Genomic DNA, 15,335 nt, shown 5'->3' with positions numbered 1-15,335 from the left:
GTCCGGCGCGGGTCATGAGGGCGGTGACGGGGGCGATGTTCTCGTTGGGGCCGATGGGGTGGACGGCGGGGCCGGTGTAGAGGCCCGTGTCGTAGGCGAGGCGTACGGAGGTGCGGCCGCGGGCCTTGAGGGCGCGGGCGGTGTCGGTGGCGAGGGCCTTGAGGCGCGTGTCGTCGAGGGTGGGGTCGCCGCCGCCGGTGAGGGCGACGGTCTTTCCGTCGGGGGTGGCGGTCGTGGTGGTGGCGATGCGGTGGTCGGGGCCGAGGGCGGAGAGGGCGGCCGCGGCGGTGGCGATCTTGACGGTGGAGGCGGGGGTCATGGGGGCGGTGGCGCCCTCGCCGTAGAGCTGCTTCCCGGTGGCGGTGTCGACGACGGAGGCGGTGCGGAGGGGGCCGAGGCCGGGGTCGGCGAGGAGGGGGGCGAGGACGGCGGCGAGGTCGGCGGGGTGTTCGGCGGGGCGCTTGCCCGGGTCGGCGTCGGCGGGTCCGGTGGAGGTCCCCGCGGGCGTGGCGGGGCGCAGGGCGGTGAGGACGCCGGGGGCGCTGGGGGCGGGTGCGGGGCGGTGGGGCGCGGCGGGGGCCGGGGGCGGGGCGTGACGCGTGCCACCCGCCGCGGGGGCGGCGGCGCGGGCCCGCTCGGCCGTACGCTGACCCGAGTCCCACGGGCCGGCCGCGGTCACCGCCGCGGCGGCCAGGGCCAGACCGAGGGCGGCGGAGCCCGCCGTGAGCTGCCAGGTCCTCGGCTCGGGCATTGCTGACCAGCCCCTTTCGCGATCACACACGTGCGTGAGGGACACTTAACCACCGCGCTGTGTCGCGAGCATTCACTTGTGTTGATTCAGGAGGAGCCACCCGTGGAGTTCGACGTTCTCATCGAGATCCCCAAGGGATCGCGGAACAAGTACGAGGTCGACCACGAGACCGGTCGCATCCGTCTGGACCGTCGCCTCTTCACGTCGACGGCCTACCCGACCGACTACGGCTACGTCGAGAACACCCTCGGCGAGGACGGCGACCCGCTGGACGCGCTCGTCATCCTGGACGAGCCCACGTTCCCGGGCTGCCTGATCAAGTGCCGCGCCATCGGCATGTTCCGGATGACGGACGAGGCGGGCGGCGACGACAAGCTGCTGTGCGTGCCGGCCACGGACCCGCGCATGGAGCACCTGCGGGACATCCACCACGTGGCGGAGTTCGACCGCCTGGAGATCCAGCACTTCTTCGAGGTCTACAAGGACCTGGAGCCGGGCAAGTCGGTCGAGGGCGCGGACTGGGTCGGTCGCGCCGAGGCCGAGGCCGAGATCGAGAAGTCGTACGCGCGGGCCAAGGAGCAGGGCGGCCACTGAGCCGTTCCGGGGCCGTCGATCCGGTCCCGGTCCCGAGTGTGTGAAGGCGGTGTGCCCCCGGTGGGCGCACCGCCTTCGCACGTCCGTCGCACACCCGTATCCGCGCACGCCCATACTGGAAGCCACGATTCCTCCTAGGGAGAGCGGGGCGGCAGAGTGGTGGCGGAGCCGGGCGGCTCGATGGACGTGCGGGACGAAGGGGCCGGGGAGGCTCCGGAGGACCGGAAACCGCAGTCGGACGAGGCGCGGAGCGCGTTCGTCCCGCCGGCCGGGGTGGAGCGGCCCGCGCCACCGGAGGAGGAGCACCCGACCTCCGAGTTCGCCCTGCCGTCGGGGCTGCGGGCGGAGCCCGAGCCCGGTCCGGAGCCGGAGGGTTCGGCGTTCGCTCCCCCGGCCACCTACTCGGCGAAGAACTCGCCGCCCGCGTTCACGCCGGCGTACGGGGTGCCGCTGGTGCGTCTGGCGCGGGACGCGCCGTGGCAGGACCGGATGCGGACGATGCTGCGGCTGCCGGTGGGCGAGCGGCCGGTGCCGGAGGCGCCGCGCAAGGAGGACGAGGCGGGTCCTTCGGTGCCGCGCGTCCTCGACCTGACGCTGCGCATCGGCGAGCTGCTGCTCGCGGGCGGGGAGGGCGCGGAGGACGTCGAGGCGGCGATGTTCGCGATCTGCCGTTCGTACGGGCTGGACCGGTGCGAGCCGACGGTGACGTTCACGCTGCTTTCGGTGACGTACCAGCCGTCGCTGGTGGACGACCCGGTGACGGCGAACCGGACGGTGCGCCGGCGGGGCACGGACTACACGCGACTGGCGGCGGTGTACCAGCTGATCGCGGACATCAGCGCGCCGGCGCACGACGAGCAGGCGCACGAGGTGACGCCGGAGGAGGCGTACCGGCGGCTGGCGGAGATCCGGCGGAACCGGCACCCGTATCCGGGGTGGGCGCTGACGGCGGCGGCGGGGGTGCTGGCGGGGGCGGCGTCGGTGCTGCTGGGCGGCGGTCCGACGGTGTTCTTCGTGGCGGCGCTGGGCGCGGTGCTCGGGGACCGGCTGGCGTGGCTGTGCGCGGGGCGGGGGCTGCCGGAGTTCTACCAGTTCCTGGTGGCGGCGATGCCCCCGGCGGCGATGGGGGTGCTCCTGACGCTGCTGCACGCGGACCTGCGTCCGTCGGCGGTGATCACGGGTGGCCTGTTCGCGCTGATTCCGGGGCGGGCGCTGGTGGCGGCGGTGCAGGACGGTCTGACCGGTTTCTACATCACGGCCTCGGCGCGGCTCCTGGAGGTCATGTACTTCTTCGTGGCGATCGTGGTGGGCGTGCTCTCGGTGCTGTACCTGGCGGTGCAGTTCGACGCGCAGCTGAACCCGGAGGGGGTGCTGCGGGCGGTGGAGCGGCCGGTGGTGCAGACCCTGGCGTCGATGGCGCTGTCCGCGACCTTCGCGATCCTGTTGCAGCAGTCGCGGGCGACGGTGCTGTTCGTGACGCTGAACGGCGGGGTGGCGTGGGTGGTGTACGCGTCGATCGCGGTGACCGCGGGCGGGTCCGCGGTGATGGCGACGGCGGTGGCGGCGGGGCTCGTGGGGCTCTTCGGGCAGTTGGTCGCCCGGTACCACCACACCTCGTCGCTGCCGTACGTGACGGCGGCGATCGGGCCGCTGCTGCCCGGTTCGGCGACGTACTTCGGGGTGCTCGCGATCGCCCAGCACAATCTGGACCAGGGGTTCGCGTCGCTGGCGAAGGCGGCGGCGCTGGCGCTGGCGATCGCGATCGGCGTGAACCTGGGGAGCGAGCTGGCCCGCCTGTTCCTGCGGGCCCCCGGTGCGGCGGCGGCCCGGCGGGCCGCGAAGCGCACCAGGGGCTTCTAGTGTCCTGAGTCGGAAGTTCTTCGGTAGATCTCTGCTTCGACCGACAGTGGTCGCGCCCGCTTCCAACCAGGTTGGAGCTCCATTTGGAACCGTCGGTCCAGGGTCCGGAGGCTGGAAGAACTACCCAAGAATCTCCGACTCGGGACACTAGGGCCTGTCCGGCGGATCGGGGTCGGACGGGCCCTGGCGTCGTCGCTTCTTCCGGGGGTTACCGCTTGGCGTGGCGGCCGCGGGAGCCCTGCTGGGGGTCGGGGGCGCCGTGGTCGCCCCCGGCGGCGCGGGCCCTCTTGGACTGGGAGCGGGCCTTGAGGTACTCGATCACGATCGGGACGACGGAGATCACGACGATCCCGACGAGGATCATCTCGATGTGCTTGTGCACGAAGTCGATCTTGCCGAGGGAGGCGCCGAGCAGGGTGACGCCGGCGCCCCACAGCACGCCGCCGATGATGTTGAACGTGATGAACGAGCGGTAGTTCATCCGGCTGACGCCCGCGATGATCGGCGTGAACGTGCGGACGATCGGGACGAAGCGGGCCAGGATCAGGGACTTCGGGCCGTGCTTCTCGAAGAACTCGTGCGCCTTCTCGACGTTCTCCTGCTTGAACAGCTTGGAGTCGGGGCGCTTGAAGAGGGCGGGTCCGACCTTGCGGCCGAAGAGGTAGCCGACCTGGTCGCCGATGATCGCGGCGGCCACGATCAGGGTGCAGACCAGCCAGAGCGGCGTGTCGAGCTTCCCGGTGGTGACGAGCAGACCGGTGGTGAAGAGAAGCGAGTCACCGGGCAGGAAGAACCCGATGAGGAGTCCGGACTCGGCGAAGACGATCACCAGGACACCGATCAGACCAAAGGTCTGGATCAAGTAGTCCGGGTCCAGCCAGCTCGGTCCGAGGGCAAGCGTGTTCACGGGTTCCGGGCTCCTGCGGTCGGTGGGGGCTTGGGGACGGGCTGCCCCAAGCTATCAACGTGGAGCGGGCGCCCCCGGTTCCACCCGGGTCCCCACGGGATGCGGAAGGGTCTCGCGGGGCGGAAAGTGTGGAATCAGGAGGTGTATGCCGATGGGCATCGAGGAGTACGGGGGCGGGCAGGGTCCGCACCCCGAAGTACTGGTCGTGACGACGAACGACGTCCCGGGACACGAGGTCCGGCAGGTGATCGGCGAGGTCTTCGGGCTCACCGTGCGCTCCCGGCACCTGGGCAGCCAGATCGGCGCCGGGCTGAAGTCGATGATCGGCGGGGAGCTGAAGGGTCTGACGAAGACCCTGGTGGAGACCCGCAACCAGGCGATGGAGCGCCTGGTGGAGCAGGCGCGGGCGCGCGGCGCGAACGCGGTGCTCGCGTTCCGCTTCGACGTGACGGAGGCGGCGGACGTGGGCACGGAGGTCTGCGCGTACGGCACGGCGGTGGTGATCGCACCCCGGGCGTGAAGCGGCGGACGTGGGCACGGAGGTCTGCGCGTACGGCACGGCGGTGGTGATCGCGCCCCGGGCGTGAAGCGGCGGACGGGGGCACGGAGGTCTGCGCGTACGGCACGGCGGTGGTGATCGCACCCCGGGCGTGAGGCGGCGGACGGGGGCACGGAGGTCTGCGCGTACGGCACGGCGGTGGTGATCGCACCCCGGGCGTGAGGCGGCGGACGGGGTGGGTACCGGGCGGTTCGGGCGGTTCGGCCTGACCTAGGACGTTCGCGGCTTTTGCTCACTTATGGTGGGGCCGTGTCCACCGATCGCGCACCGGCCGCGTCCTCCCCCGCCGCCGACGAGGCCCCGCTGCGGGTCCTGCTGCCGCAGATCCTGCCCGCGCTCGTGGTCGGGGCCGGGTCCGGGCTGCTCTTCCTGGGGATCAGCGCCCTCTCGGAGGAGTTCAAGCACGTCCTCTGGGAGGACCTGCCCGACGCCCTCGGGATCGGCGGGTACTCCTCCCTCTGGATGATCACCATGCTCACGGCGACCGGCGTCGCCGTGGGCCTGGTCGTGTGGAAGGCGCCCGGGCACGCCGGGCCCGACCCGGCGACCACCGGGCTCGGCGGTCCGCCGATCGCCCCGGGCGCGGTGCCGGGGCTGCTGCTCGCCGGCACCCTCGCGCTCGCCGGCGGGGTCAGCCTGGGCCCCGAGAACCCGATCATCGCCTCCAACATCGCGCTCGCGTACTGGGCGGGCCGCAGGCTCGCGCCCGCCGTGCCCGGCATCGCCTGGATCTCGCTCGCCACGGCCGCCACGGTCGGCGCCCTCTTCGGCACCCCCGTCGCCGCCGCCCTCGTCATCTCCGAGGCCCTGGCCGGGCACCCGGGCCCCGGTTCCCTCTGGGACCGCCTGTTCGCCCCGCTCCTGGCCGCCGGCGCCGGCGCCACGACCACCCAGCTGCTCGCCGAGCCCACCTTCGCCCTGGGGCTGCCGCCGCTGACCGACCCCGGCTGGGAGGACCTCCTCGCGGCCCTGGTGATCGCCTCCGCCGCGGCCCTCTTCGGCCTCGCCGCCTGTTTCCTCTTCCCGTACGTCCACGGCGCCTTCCGTCGCCTGCGGCACCCGATGCTGATGCTGCCGCTCGGCGGGCTCGTGCTCGGTCTCCTGGGGGCCCTCGGCGGGCACCTGACCCTCTTCAAGGGCCTGGAGGAGATCAAGGAGCTCACGGCGAACATCGGCGGCTGGTCCTCGGGCGAGCTGGCGAAGCTGGCCGTGGTCAAGCTCGTCGCCCTCCTCGTCGCCGCCTCCTGCGGCTTCCGGGGCGGCCGGATCTTCCCCGCCGTCTTCATCGGCGCCGCCTTCGGCCTCCTCGCCCAGGCCCTGGTCCCCGAGGTCCACCCGGCCGTCGCCGTCTCCTCGGCCGTGCTCGGGGTCCTGCTCGCCACCACCCGGCAGGGCTGGATCAGCCTCTTCGTCGGCGCGGTCCTCGCCGCCTCCCCCGCCATGCTGGCCCTGCTCTGCCTGGCCTCGCTGCCCGCCTGGCTGATCGTCACCGGCCGCCCGCAGCTCGAACTGGACGAGCACGGGCGGCCGTTGACGTGAGGGGCGCCCGCCTACCTCCCGAGCCGGCCGAACGTGCGCACCGCCAGCGGGAAGAAGACCGCGAGGAGCACCAGCGGCCACACCACCGCCGCCGTCACGTGCCCCGGGGCGCCGCCCGGGTTGCCGAAGAGCTCGCGCACCGCCGTCGCGGTCGCGGACAGGGGGTTCCACTCCACGACCGCCCCGAGCCAGTCCGGCATGGAGGCGGGCGAGGCGAAGGCGTTGGAGAGGAAGCCGAAGGGCCAGACCAGGATCTGGACCGCCTGCACCAGCTCCGCCCGGCCCGCGACCAGGGCCAGGAAGATCCCGATCCACAGCATCGCGAAGCGCAGCAGGAGCAGCAGTCCCAGCGCGCCCAGGAAGGCCTCCGGGCCGCCGTTCGCCCGCCACCCGATCGCATACCCCACGCCGGTCATCAGGAGCAGGCCCACCACCGACTGGAGCATGTCCGCCGCCGCCCGTCCGACCAGGACCGCGCCGTCGGTCATCGGCATCGCGCGGAAGCGGTCGATCACGCCCTTGTTCAGATCCTGCGTGACCGCCGTCATGGTGCCTTCGAGGCCGAAGACCATGGTCAGGGCGAGCATGCCGGGCACCAGGTAGTCGACGTAGTCGCCGTCGACGGCCCGCCCGCCGCCGACCAGGTGGCCGAACATCAGCAGCATCATCACCGGGAAGACGAGCCCGACCAGGACCTGCACCGGCTGCCGGGCCCAGTGGGCCAGCTCGCGGCGGGTCATCGTCCAGCAGTCGGACACCACGTACGCGGCGCTCATGCCGCCACCTCCTTCTCACGGGCCGTACCGTCCGCCGTCAGGTGCAGGAAGACCTCGTCCAGGGTCGGGCGCCGCAGGGCGATGTCCTCCGCGTCGATCCCGGCCGACCCGAGCGCCCCCACGGTCGCGGCGAGCGAGGCCATCCGGTCGGTCACGGGAGCGCTGAGCAGCCGTCGGTCGGCGTCCACGGACACCTCGGCGCGGGCCGCCGGGAGGAGGCCGGCCGCCTCGTCGAGCCTGCGGGCGTCGCGTACGACCACGTCGATCCGGTCCGCGCCCACGCGGGCCTTCAGCTCGTCGGCGGTGCCGTCGGCGACGACCCGGCCCCGGTCCACGACCGAGATCCGGTCGGCGAGCTGGTCGGCCTCCTCCAGGTACTGGGTGGTGAGCAGGACCGTGGTGCCGCCGCCGACCAGCGAGCGCACCGACTCCCAGACCTCGGCGCGCCCGCGCGGGTCGAGCCCGGTGGTCGGCTCGTCCAGGAAGAGCACCTCGGGCTCGGTGATCAGGGACGCCGCCAGGTCGAGGCGGCGGCGCATGCCGCCGCTGTACCGGCGGACGGGCTTGCGCCCGGTGCCGGTGAGGCCGAAGCGCTCCAGGAGCTCGTCGGCGCGGACCCCGGCGCGCCGGGCGCCGAGGTGGTGGAGCCTGCCGAACATCTCCAGGTTCTGCCGGCCGCCCAGCTCCTCGTCCAGGGCCGCGTGCTGGCCGAGGAGTCCGATCCGCCGCCGCACCTCGCGGGCCCCGGTCCGCACGTCGTGCCCGGCGACGCGGACCAGGCCCGCGTCGTGCCGGAGCAGGGTCGCCAGAATCCGCACCGTCGTGGTCTTGCCCGCGCCGTTGGGGCCGAGGAGGCCGTGGACGGTGCCGCGCCCGACGGCGAGGTCGAGCCCGTCCAGGGCGTCCTTGTCCCCGTACCGCTTCCGCGCGCCCTCCACGCGGATCACTTCCGTGTCCATCCTGGTTCCTCCCGAAAAACCATAGTCAAATTTGACCAATCACCACCGGCGGAGCACGGTATGCCCGCGCGGGGCATTAGTCAAACTTGATGAGACGATATTCCGGGGGACCTCCCCCGGTCAGGTCGCGTACGGGTTCTCCTCGCCCTCCGCGAGCACCCCCACGAACGGGTCGCCCTCGCCCGCGAACACGTACGCCCCGCCCTCGATCCGCTCGATCAGGCCGAGCGTCCACTCCTTGCCCGCGTCGGCCGAGCCGAGCCACATGTGCATGATCTCGCCGATGTGGCCGAGCTGCTCCGGGCCGCCCTCCGGCGTGTAGTAGTCGGTGACCGACGCGCGCCACTCGTCGAGCGCGCGGACCCGTCGGCGCAGCAGCTCCACGGCCTCCGCGCGGGGCAGGTCCACCATGAAGCCGATGCCCGCCGACAGGACGTCCACCTTCTGGTCGTAGGTGGTCAGCGCCTCGCGGAGCAGCACGAAGTACTCCTCGGTGCCGGCGTCCGTCAGCTCGTACTCGACGCGGGGCGGGCCGCCGACCGCGCTCGGCGCGACCTCGTGCGCCCGCAGCAGCCCCTGTTTCGCCATCTGCTTGAGCGCGTGGTAGATCGAGCCGGGCTTGGCGTGCGACCACTCGTGCGCCCCCCAGTACTCCAGGTCGTTGCGCACCTGGTAGCCGTGGGCGCGGCCGTGCTGCCGCACCGCGCCCAGGACGAGAAGACGGATGGCCGACATCCCACGTACCTCCTGGTCGATCCCGACCAGGGTACGCGCGGCGATCACCGTCCCGGCGCCTCCGCCTCGGCCGCGATCAGCTCGTAGGAGCCCTTGCCGTCGATGCTCTCGCGGATGATGTCGGCGTGGCCGGCGTGCCGTCCCATCTCCTGGACGAGGTGGAGCACCATCCAGCGGACCGTGACCCGCCCGTCCTTCGGGAACCAAGGGGCCTCCGGCAGCGGGAAGGTCTCGTCCAGGTCGGGCACCGAGCGGACGAAGTCCTCGGTCTGCCCGGCCACGTCCGCCCAGAACTCCAGGACCTCCGGGATCGTCTCGCCGTCCACGAGCCGGAAGCCCTCGCTCCAGGTCTCCTGGGTCCGCTGCTTCTCGTTGGGCTTCTGCTGCGCGAGCCGGAGCCAGTTGAGCTCGACCTCGGCGACGTGCTTGACCAGGCCGGACAGGCTCAGTTCGCTGGCGCTGGGAGTGCTCGCCGCCTGCTCCTCGGTCAGGCCGAGGAGCGCGCGGCGCAGCGCGGCGCGCTGGGCCTCCACGAAGTCGAGGAGCGTGCCTCGCTCGTCGCCGGGGGTCCCTGCGGGAACAAGAGCAACCATGACGTCCGCCTTCCGGATGTGGTCCGTGCCGGGTTGTCCCGACACAGACCACGCTACGGAGGCTTGCGGACAGCTACTGTCCTCGATCGTTCCCGGCGGGGGAAGAACGCGGGGAAGGACTCAGAACGGGAAGCGGCTGCGGCCGTGCTGGATCGAGATCCACTTCTGGGTGGTGAAGGAGTCCACCATCGAGTCGCCGTTGAGCCGGCCGACGCCCGACTGCTTCTCGCCGCCGAAGGGGACGATCGGCTCGTCGTGCACGGTGCCGTCGTTGATGTGGATCATGCCGGTGTGGATGCGCCGGGCGACCCGTACGCCCCGCTCGACGTCCCCGGTGTGCACGGCGCCGCTGAGCCCGTACGGGGTGTCGTTGGCGATCCGGACGGCCTCCTCCTCGCCGTCGAAGGGCACGATCAGGGCGACCGGGCCGAAGATCTCCTGGCTCAGGACCGGGGAGTCGGCGGCGAGACCGGTGAGGACGGACGGGGAGACGAGGTTGCCGTCGACCGTGCCGTGCAGGAGGGCGGTGGCGCCGGCGGCGACCGTCTGGTCGACCAGGGAGGAGACGGACTCGGCCTGCTGGGAGTTGATGAGCGGGCCGATGTGGGTGGCCGGGTCGGCCGGGTCGCCGACGCGCAGGGTCTTCACCTTGGCCACGAACTTCTCGGTGAACTCCGCCTCCAGGGTGCGGTCCACCAGGATGCGGTTGGCGGCCATGCAGACCTGGCCCTGGTGCACGAAGCGGCTGAAGACGGCCGCGTCGACCGCGTAGTCGACGTCGGCGTCGTCCAGGACGATCAGGGCGCTGTTGCCGCCGAGTTCGAGGACGGCCTGCTTGAAGTGCTGGGCGCAGACCGTGGCGACGTGCCGGCCGACCTTGTCGGAGCCGGTGAAGGAGATGACCTTCGGGACCGGGTGGGTCAGGAGCGCGTCACCGATCTCGGCGATGTCGGTGACGACGACGTTCAGCAGGCCGGCCGGGAGACCGGCCTCCTCCAGGACCTTGGCGACGAGGGTGCCGCCGCAGATCGGGGTGTTCTGGTGCGGCTTGAGGACGACCGCGTTGCCGAGCGCGAGGGCGGGCGCGACCGACTTCAGGGAGAGCAGGAAGGGGAAGTTGAAGGGGGATATGACGCCGACGACGCCGACCGGGACGCGGTAGACCCGGTTCTCCTTGCCGTCGACCGGGGAGGGCAGGATGCGGCCCTCGGGGCGCAGCGCCAGCTGGACCGCCTCGCGCAGGAACTCCTTGGCGAGGTGCAGCTCGAAGGCCGCCTTGAGGCGGGTGCCGCCCAGCTCCGCGACGATCGTCTCCGCGATCTCCTCCTCGCGGTCCTCGACGACGCGCAGCGCGCGCTCGAAGACGAGGCGGCGGGTGTACGGGTTGGTCTCGGCCCAGGCGGCCTGGGCGCGCTCGGCGGTCCGGTAGGCGCGGTCGACCTCGTCGACGGTGGCCACGGTGATCGAGGCCAGCTTCTCCCCGGTGTACGGGTTGAAGTCGATGATGTCCCACGAGCCACTGCCCGGCTTCCACTCGCCGTCGATGTACTGGTGGGCCAGGTCGGTGAAGTGCGACATGTGTGGAGACCCCTCTACCCGCTACCCGCGCGATGCGACTGATGTACGAAATCCGTACGCCTGATGTGGCGTCATCGTACTGATGCGTCAGGAGAGTTGGAGGAGGCCCCGGAGGATGTCCCGGCTTTCGGCCGGATCCGGTCCGTCCTGCTGGAGCTTCTCCATCACCCGGCGGTACTGGGCGACCTCCTCGCGCTTGTCGAGGTAGAGGGCGCTGGTCAGCTGCTCCAGGTAGACGACGTCGGAGAGGTCGGACTCGGGGAAGCTCAGCATGGTGAAGGCGCCGCTCTCGCCGGCGTGGCCGCCGAAGCTGAAGGGCATGACCTGGAGCGTGACGCCGGGGTGCTCGGAGATCTCGATGAGGTGCTTCAACTGGCCGCGCATGACGGCCCGGTCGCCGTACGGGCGGCGCAGCGCGGCCTCGTCGAGGACGGCGTGGAGCTGCGGGGCGCGCTCGGAGACGAGGACCTTCTGGCGTTCGAGCCGCAGGGCGACCCGGCGGTCGATCTCGGCGCGCGGGGCGTCGGGCATGCCGCGGGTGACGACGGCCTGGGCGTACTCCTCGGTCTGCAACAGGCCGTGGACGAACTGCACTTCGTAGACGCGGATGTGGGAGGCGGCGCCTTCGAGCCCGATGTACGTCTGGAACCAGCCGGGCAGGACGTCCCCGAAGCTGTGCCACCAGCCCGCGACGTTGGCCTCGCGGGCGAGTCCGAGGAGGGCGCCGCGCTCGGCCTCGTCCCCGACCCCGTAGAGCGTGAGCAGATCCTCGACGTCCCTGGCCTTGAAGCTCACCCGTCCCAACTCCATGCGGCTGATCTTGGATTCGGACGCGCGGATCGAGTAACCGGCCGCCTCCCGGGTGATGCCGCGCGACTCGCGCAGCCGCCTCAGCTGGGAGCCCAGCAGGATGCGCCGCACCACGCTTCCGCTCGCTCCGCCCGATTCGCCTGCGGTCACGGCCCCAGCCTCCCCTTTACGGTGTCGACCCCCGTCGAATCCCCCGCCGAAAACCCCCGTCGAGCCCCGGATTCTGCCACCAAACGCTTCAGCGCGTACACATTCGATTACGGAAAGGCGACGGGTTCCGGGCATCTCCGGGCACGGCGCGTGCAGATCCGGGGAAGTTTCCTTCCAGTAATCGTCATCCGTTCGTCCTCGTGCGGACGACTTATGCACAGATTAGGCACAGGGACGGACAGGTCCGGCGCGTGCACGTGCATCTGCCCTTGCATCCGGGGGTCGCATTCGGAACCATGGGGCCCGCGCAGCCGCGTACTCGTTCGTGTTGTCGTGTTGTCGCACCACAGTCGCGATTCCCGGGAGTGCCTCGCATGGGGACGAATGGATCGACCGTGCTCGAGCCGTTACGGCAGGGCCTTCCGCCGATCGATCCCGGCGCCGTCTCCACCTCCGCCTCCTGCGCCCTTCCCGCGCGGTTCGAAGCCGTGCGCGGGGCCCGGAAGTTCACCAGCGCGACGCTCGACCGCTGGGAGCTGTCGGAGCGCTTCGACGACGTGGCCCTGGTCGTCTCCGAACTCGTCACCAACGCGCTGCGCCACGCGGTGCCCGCGGACGCGGATCCGGACGACGGCCGGCAGCCGCCGGTCCGCCTCCACCTGATGCGCTGGGCCTCGCGCCTGGTGTGCGCCGTGCGCGACCCCAGCGTGGAGAGCCCGGAGGCGCGCGGCGGCGAGGAGGACTTCGCCGCCGAGTCGGGGCGCGGCCTGTTCCTGGTGGACTCGTTCAGCGACAGCTGGGGCTGGCACCCGCTGGCGGGGACGCTCCAGGGCAAGGTGGTGTGGGCGCTGTTCCGGATCGGTCCGGAGTAGGCGGACGTACGCGTGGAGCGGATGAGGGCCCCGGCGGTCGCCGCCGGGGCCCTCGCTCGCGTCCGTGCGCGTTTCACACCAGGTGGTCGAACTCCCCGTCCTTCACCCCGAGCAGCAGCGCCTCTATCTCGGCGGGCGTGTAGACGAGCGCGGGCCCGTCGGGATGGCGGGAATTGCGGACGGCAACGTTTCCCCCCGGAAGTTTTGCGAATTCGACGCAGGAACCCTGGGAGTTGCTGTGCCTGCTCTTCTGCCACACGACACCGCGCAGCTCCGTGGCCGCCATGCCGTTGTACGCGTGATGCGCAGGATGCACTGGTAGCTCCCGAGTTGCTTGGTGCAGGTGTCAACTTCCTCGGATCATAGCTGTGTTCACTCGGCACCTGCATGAGCAGATGCACGTGCGCGGGGGGTGGCGTAGCGGCTACGCGACAGAGCGTGCCACCAGCGGTTATCGCCGGCTCGGGGTGGTCTCCGAGAGGGCCGTCGCGAACTCGTCCAGGCTCTCCAGGAGCAGGGCGGCGCCCTTGTGGAGCAGGAAGTGGTCCGGCGGTTCGCCGGACCGGGCGCCGACCGCCTCCCGCAGCTCGGCCCAGGGCCTGTCCGGTTCCCCGCGCTCCCGCAGCTCCTTCGCGCCCCGCTCGGTCGAGCGGCGCAGGGCCTCGGCGAGGACGGCGGCGTACGGGAGGGGGTCGGCGCCGCGGTCGGGCAGGTGCGCCTCCATGAGCATCGCGACCCGGCCGAACTCCCCGAGCGCGTGCTCGGCCTGCTCCACCGCCGCGTGCGACAGGCCCCGGTGGCGCACCGGCTCGTGCGCCGCGCGCTCCAGCGCCTCCTGCCAGGCGACCCGGGCGGCGCGGGTCCGCAGGAGCGCCTCCCGCACCTCGGGGTCGGCCGGGCCCGCCGGGTCGGCGTACCCGGCGGCGACGACGGCCGCGTACCGGCCGATCGCCTCCAGCCAGTCCGCGAGCCGGCCGCGCAGCCGGGGCGTCTCCCAGGCGGGGTAGACGGCGTACGCCAGCATCGCGAGGAGCCCGCCGAGGAGGGTGAGCAGCACCCTCTCCCGTACGGTCTGGTCCACACCCTCGCCGGCCGTGCCGAGCAGGAAGACGACGTACGCGGAGACGCAGACCTGGCTCGCCGCGTATCCCGTCCGCATCAGCAGGTACATCCCGAAGGCGCACAGCACCGCGAGCCCGGCGGAGAGGTACGTGCCCGGGTGCGCCGAGCGCACGACCGCCGTCGCGAGGCCCACGCCGACCAGGGTGCCGCCGAAGCGGGCCACCGAGCGGGCGTACGTCTGCGAGAAGTCCGGGCGCATCACCATGACCGAGGCCATCGGGGCCCAGTAGCCGTGGCCGAGGGGGAGGACCGCGCCGAGGAGGTAGCCGGCGGCGGTGACCACCGAGACGCGGATCGCGTGGCGCAGGACCGGGGACTCGTGGCGCAGTTCGGCGCGGATCTGGGCGAGGACGAGGGGGGCGAGGCGGAGGAGGGTGGGGCGGGAGCGGGCGACGCCCGTGCGGATCGACGTCTCCGTGTGCGGTTCGGCGGTCTCCAGGACGTCGCCGAGGAGCGCGGTGAGGCGGGCGGCGGCGCGGCGGGGCGGGCCGGTGAGGACGGAGCCGGCGGCGGGGGCGCGGAGGGCGTCGAGGGCCTGGGCGGGCAGGACGACGGGTTCGCCGTGGCGGACGGCGTGGGCGGCGGCGTCGAGGACGGAGGCGGCCGCGTCGAGCAGTTCGCGCACCCGGTCGCGCTGCGGGCCCTCGCCGGGGACGCCGACGGCCGGGTCCGCGAGCGAGGCGAGGACGGGGCGGATGCGTTCGGCGAGGCCCCGGGAACCGTGCAGCTCGGGCGGGCGGCGGCGGGCCTGGCGGGGGGTGACGGCGGCGGCGTTGCGGGCGGTCATGAGCGGGACGGGGTCGAAGGGGGCGACCGGGTCGTGGCGCAGGCGGCGGGCGTAGTCGGCCTCGGCGGCGAGCGCGTCCGCGAGGGCGTCGCGCTGGGCGCCCCAGCGGCGGACCGGGACCAGGGCGACCAGGGCGGCCTGGACGAGGCCGCCCGCGAAGATCACGGCGGCGTGGCCGGCGGCGGTGGCGACGGAGGTGGGGAGGGTGACCGTGACCAGCATCATCGCCACGTTGGAGGAGGCGATGAGGCCGGCGGTCGGGCCGGCGGCCCAGGCGAGGCCCGACAGGAACGTCCAGAGGAGCAGCAGGGCGAGGAAGAGCCCGTCGTGGGCGGCGGTGAGGTAGCCGACGAAGGTCGAGAGGGCGAGGCTGGCGCCGGAGGCGAGGGCGAGGGTGGGGCGGGGGCGCCAGGAGCGCTGGAAGGTGGCGATGGCGGCCTGGAAGGCGCCGAAGGCGGAGGAGACGGCGACGGCGGGACCGAAGAGGGCGAGCGAGACCCCGACGACGAGCGCGAGCCCCAGCGCGCCCCGCGCCGCCCCCACCGGCTCCAGCCGTTTCCGCTCGACGGTGAGCCCGGAGCGGGCGGTTCCTTTCAGGGCCCGGAGCCAGCTCATGCGGGAAGCGTATCCGTACGATTCGCCGCGAAACGGCCATGTGCCCCCCACTCCGCCCCTTCCCGAAACCCTGCCGGGGGCGGGCGGGGGCTGCGCTCCCGGGGGCGGGGCCCCGGGAGGCGGGGTGG

Annotated in this window: 15 protein-coding genes; 5 read left to right on the top strand and 10 right to left on the bottom strand. The window is 72.6% G+C overall.

The features are described from left to right. On the bottom strand, nt 1-751 hold a 751-nt coding region (locus OO47_RS32025; RefSeq protein WP_033211081.1), incomplete at its 3' end, for a D-alanyl-D-alanine carboxypeptidase. A 102-nt stretch (nt 752-853) separates the two neighbouring features. Between OO47_RS32025 and OO47_RS32020 the strand changes: the two genes are divergently transcribed. Both OO47_RS32020 and OO47_RS32015 read left to right on the top strand, forming a co-directional pair. Continuing rightward, the gene (locus OO47_RS32020; RefSeq protein WP_015034462.1) at nt 854-1,345 is read left to right on the top strand and encodes an inorganic diphosphatase; all 492 of its coding nucleotides are present in this window, start codon (nt 854-856) and stop codon (nt 1,343-1,345) included. A gap of 156 nt (nt 1,346-1,501) precedes the next feature. After that, on the top strand, nt 1,502-3,205 hold the full coding sequence (locus OO47_RS32015; protein ID WP_407696377.1) for a threonine/serine exporter family protein: 1,704 nt from the start codon (nt 1,502-1,504) through the stop codon (nt 3,203-3,205). Nucleotides 3,206-3,413: 208 nt separating this feature from the next. Here OO47_RS32015 and OO47_RS32010 read toward each other — a convergent pair whose 3' ends face one another. Continuing rightward, nucleotides 3,414-4,112, bottom strand: a complete 699-nt coding sequence (locus OO47_RS32010) for a DedA family protein (protein WP_030219389.1) — start codon at nt 4,110-4,112, stop codon at nt 3,414-3,416. A gap of 151 nt (nt 4,113-4,263) precedes the next feature. Between OO47_RS32010 and OO47_RS32005 the strand changes: the two genes are divergently transcribed. Both OO47_RS32005 and OO47_RS32000 read left to right on the top strand, forming a co-directional pair. Continuing rightward, complete coding sequence (locus tag OO47_RS32005; protein WP_030219386.1) at nt 4,264-4,632, top strand: YbjQ family protein; 369 nt, start codon at nt 4,264-4,266, stop codon at nt 4,630-4,632. Nucleotides 4,633-4,920: 288 nt separating this feature from the next. Beyond that, complete coding sequence (locus OO47_RS32000) at nt 4,921-6,210, top strand: ion channel protein (protein ID WP_030219382.1); 1,290 nt, start codon at nt 4,921-4,923, stop codon at nt 6,208-6,210. An 11-nt stretch (nt 6,211-6,221) separates the two neighbouring features. Here OO47_RS32000 and OO47_RS31995 read toward each other — a convergent pair whose 3' ends face one another. From OO47_RS31995 to OO47_RS31970, 6 genes are all read right to left on the bottom strand, one after another. Next, nucleotides 6,222-6,986, bottom strand: a complete 765-nt coding sequence (locus tag OO47_RS31995) for an ABC transporter permease (RefSeq protein WP_030219380.1) — start codon at nt 6,984-6,986, stop codon at nt 6,222-6,224. Then, nucleotides 6,983-7,945 (bottom strand): daunorubicin resistance protein DrrA family ABC transporter ATP-binding protein, encoded by a 963-nt coding sequence (locus OO47_RS31990; RefSeq protein ID WP_030219375.1) that lies wholly within the window; start codon nt 7,943-7,945, stop codon nt 6,983-6,985. The genes OO47_RS31995 and OO47_RS31990 overlap by 4 nt, the downstream gene beginning before the upstream one ends. A 120-nt stretch (nt 7,946-8,065) precedes the next feature. Continuing rightward, nucleotides 8,066-8,680 (bottom strand): PadR family transcriptional regulator, encoded by a 615-nt coding sequence (locus tag OO47_RS31985; protein WP_030219373.1) that lies wholly within the window; start codon nt 8,678-8,680, stop codon nt 8,066-8,068. 44 nt (nt 8,681-8,724) lie between these two features. Continuing rightward, nucleotides 8,725-9,273: a DinB family protein gene (locus OO47_RS31980; protein WP_030219370.1), complete on the bottom strand. Its 549-nt coding sequence runs from the start codon at nt 9,271-9,273 to the stop codon at nt 8,725-8,727. 120 nt (nt 9,274-9,393) lie between these two features. Beyond that, complete coding sequence (locus tag OO47_RS31975; RefSeq protein ID WP_030219367.1) at nt 9,394-10,851, bottom strand: aldehyde dehydrogenase family protein; 1,458 nt, start codon at nt 10,849-10,851, stop codon at nt 9,394-9,396. Between the two features lie 87 nt (nt 10,852-10,938). Continuing rightward, nucleotides 10,939-11,811 (bottom strand): helix-turn-helix domain-containing protein, encoded by an 873-nt coding sequence (locus tag OO47_RS31970; protein ID WP_078490112.1) that lies wholly within the window; start codon nt 11,809-11,811, stop codon nt 10,939-10,941. Between the two features lie 374 nt (nt 11,812-12,185). Between OO47_RS31970 and OO47_RS31965 the strand changes: the two genes are divergently transcribed. Then, a complete protein-coding gene (locus OO47_RS31965; RefSeq protein WP_030219361.1) occupies nt 12,186-12,683 on the top strand; it encodes an ATP-binding protein in 498 nt (165 codons plus the stop codon). 73 nt (nt 12,684-12,756) lie between these two features. On the opposite strand, the gene OO47_RS31960 is transcribed toward OO47_RS31965, so the two are convergent. Both OO47_RS31960 and OO47_RS31955 read right to left on the bottom strand, forming a co-directional pair. Next, a complete protein-coding gene (locus OO47_RS31960; protein WP_030219358.1) occupies nt 12,757-12,969 on the bottom strand; it encodes a DUF397 domain-containing protein in 213 nt (70 codons plus the stop codon). A 165-nt stretch (nt 12,970-13,134) separates the two neighbouring features. Continuing rightward, nucleotides 13,135-15,207: an FUSC family protein gene (locus OO47_RS31955; protein WP_033211078.1), complete on the bottom strand. Its 2,073-nt coding sequence runs from the start codon at nt 15,205-15,207 to the stop codon at nt 13,135-13,137. Nucleotides 15,208-15,335 lie beyond the last annotated feature (128 nt).

The organism is Streptomyces bikiniensis (assembly GCF_000716625.1).
Taxonomy (GTDB): domain Bacteria; phylum Actinomycetota; class Actinomycetes; order Streptomycetales; family Streptomycetaceae; genus Streptomyces; species Streptomyces bikiniensis.
This window is presented reverse-complemented; position numbering and strand designations above follow the sequence as displayed.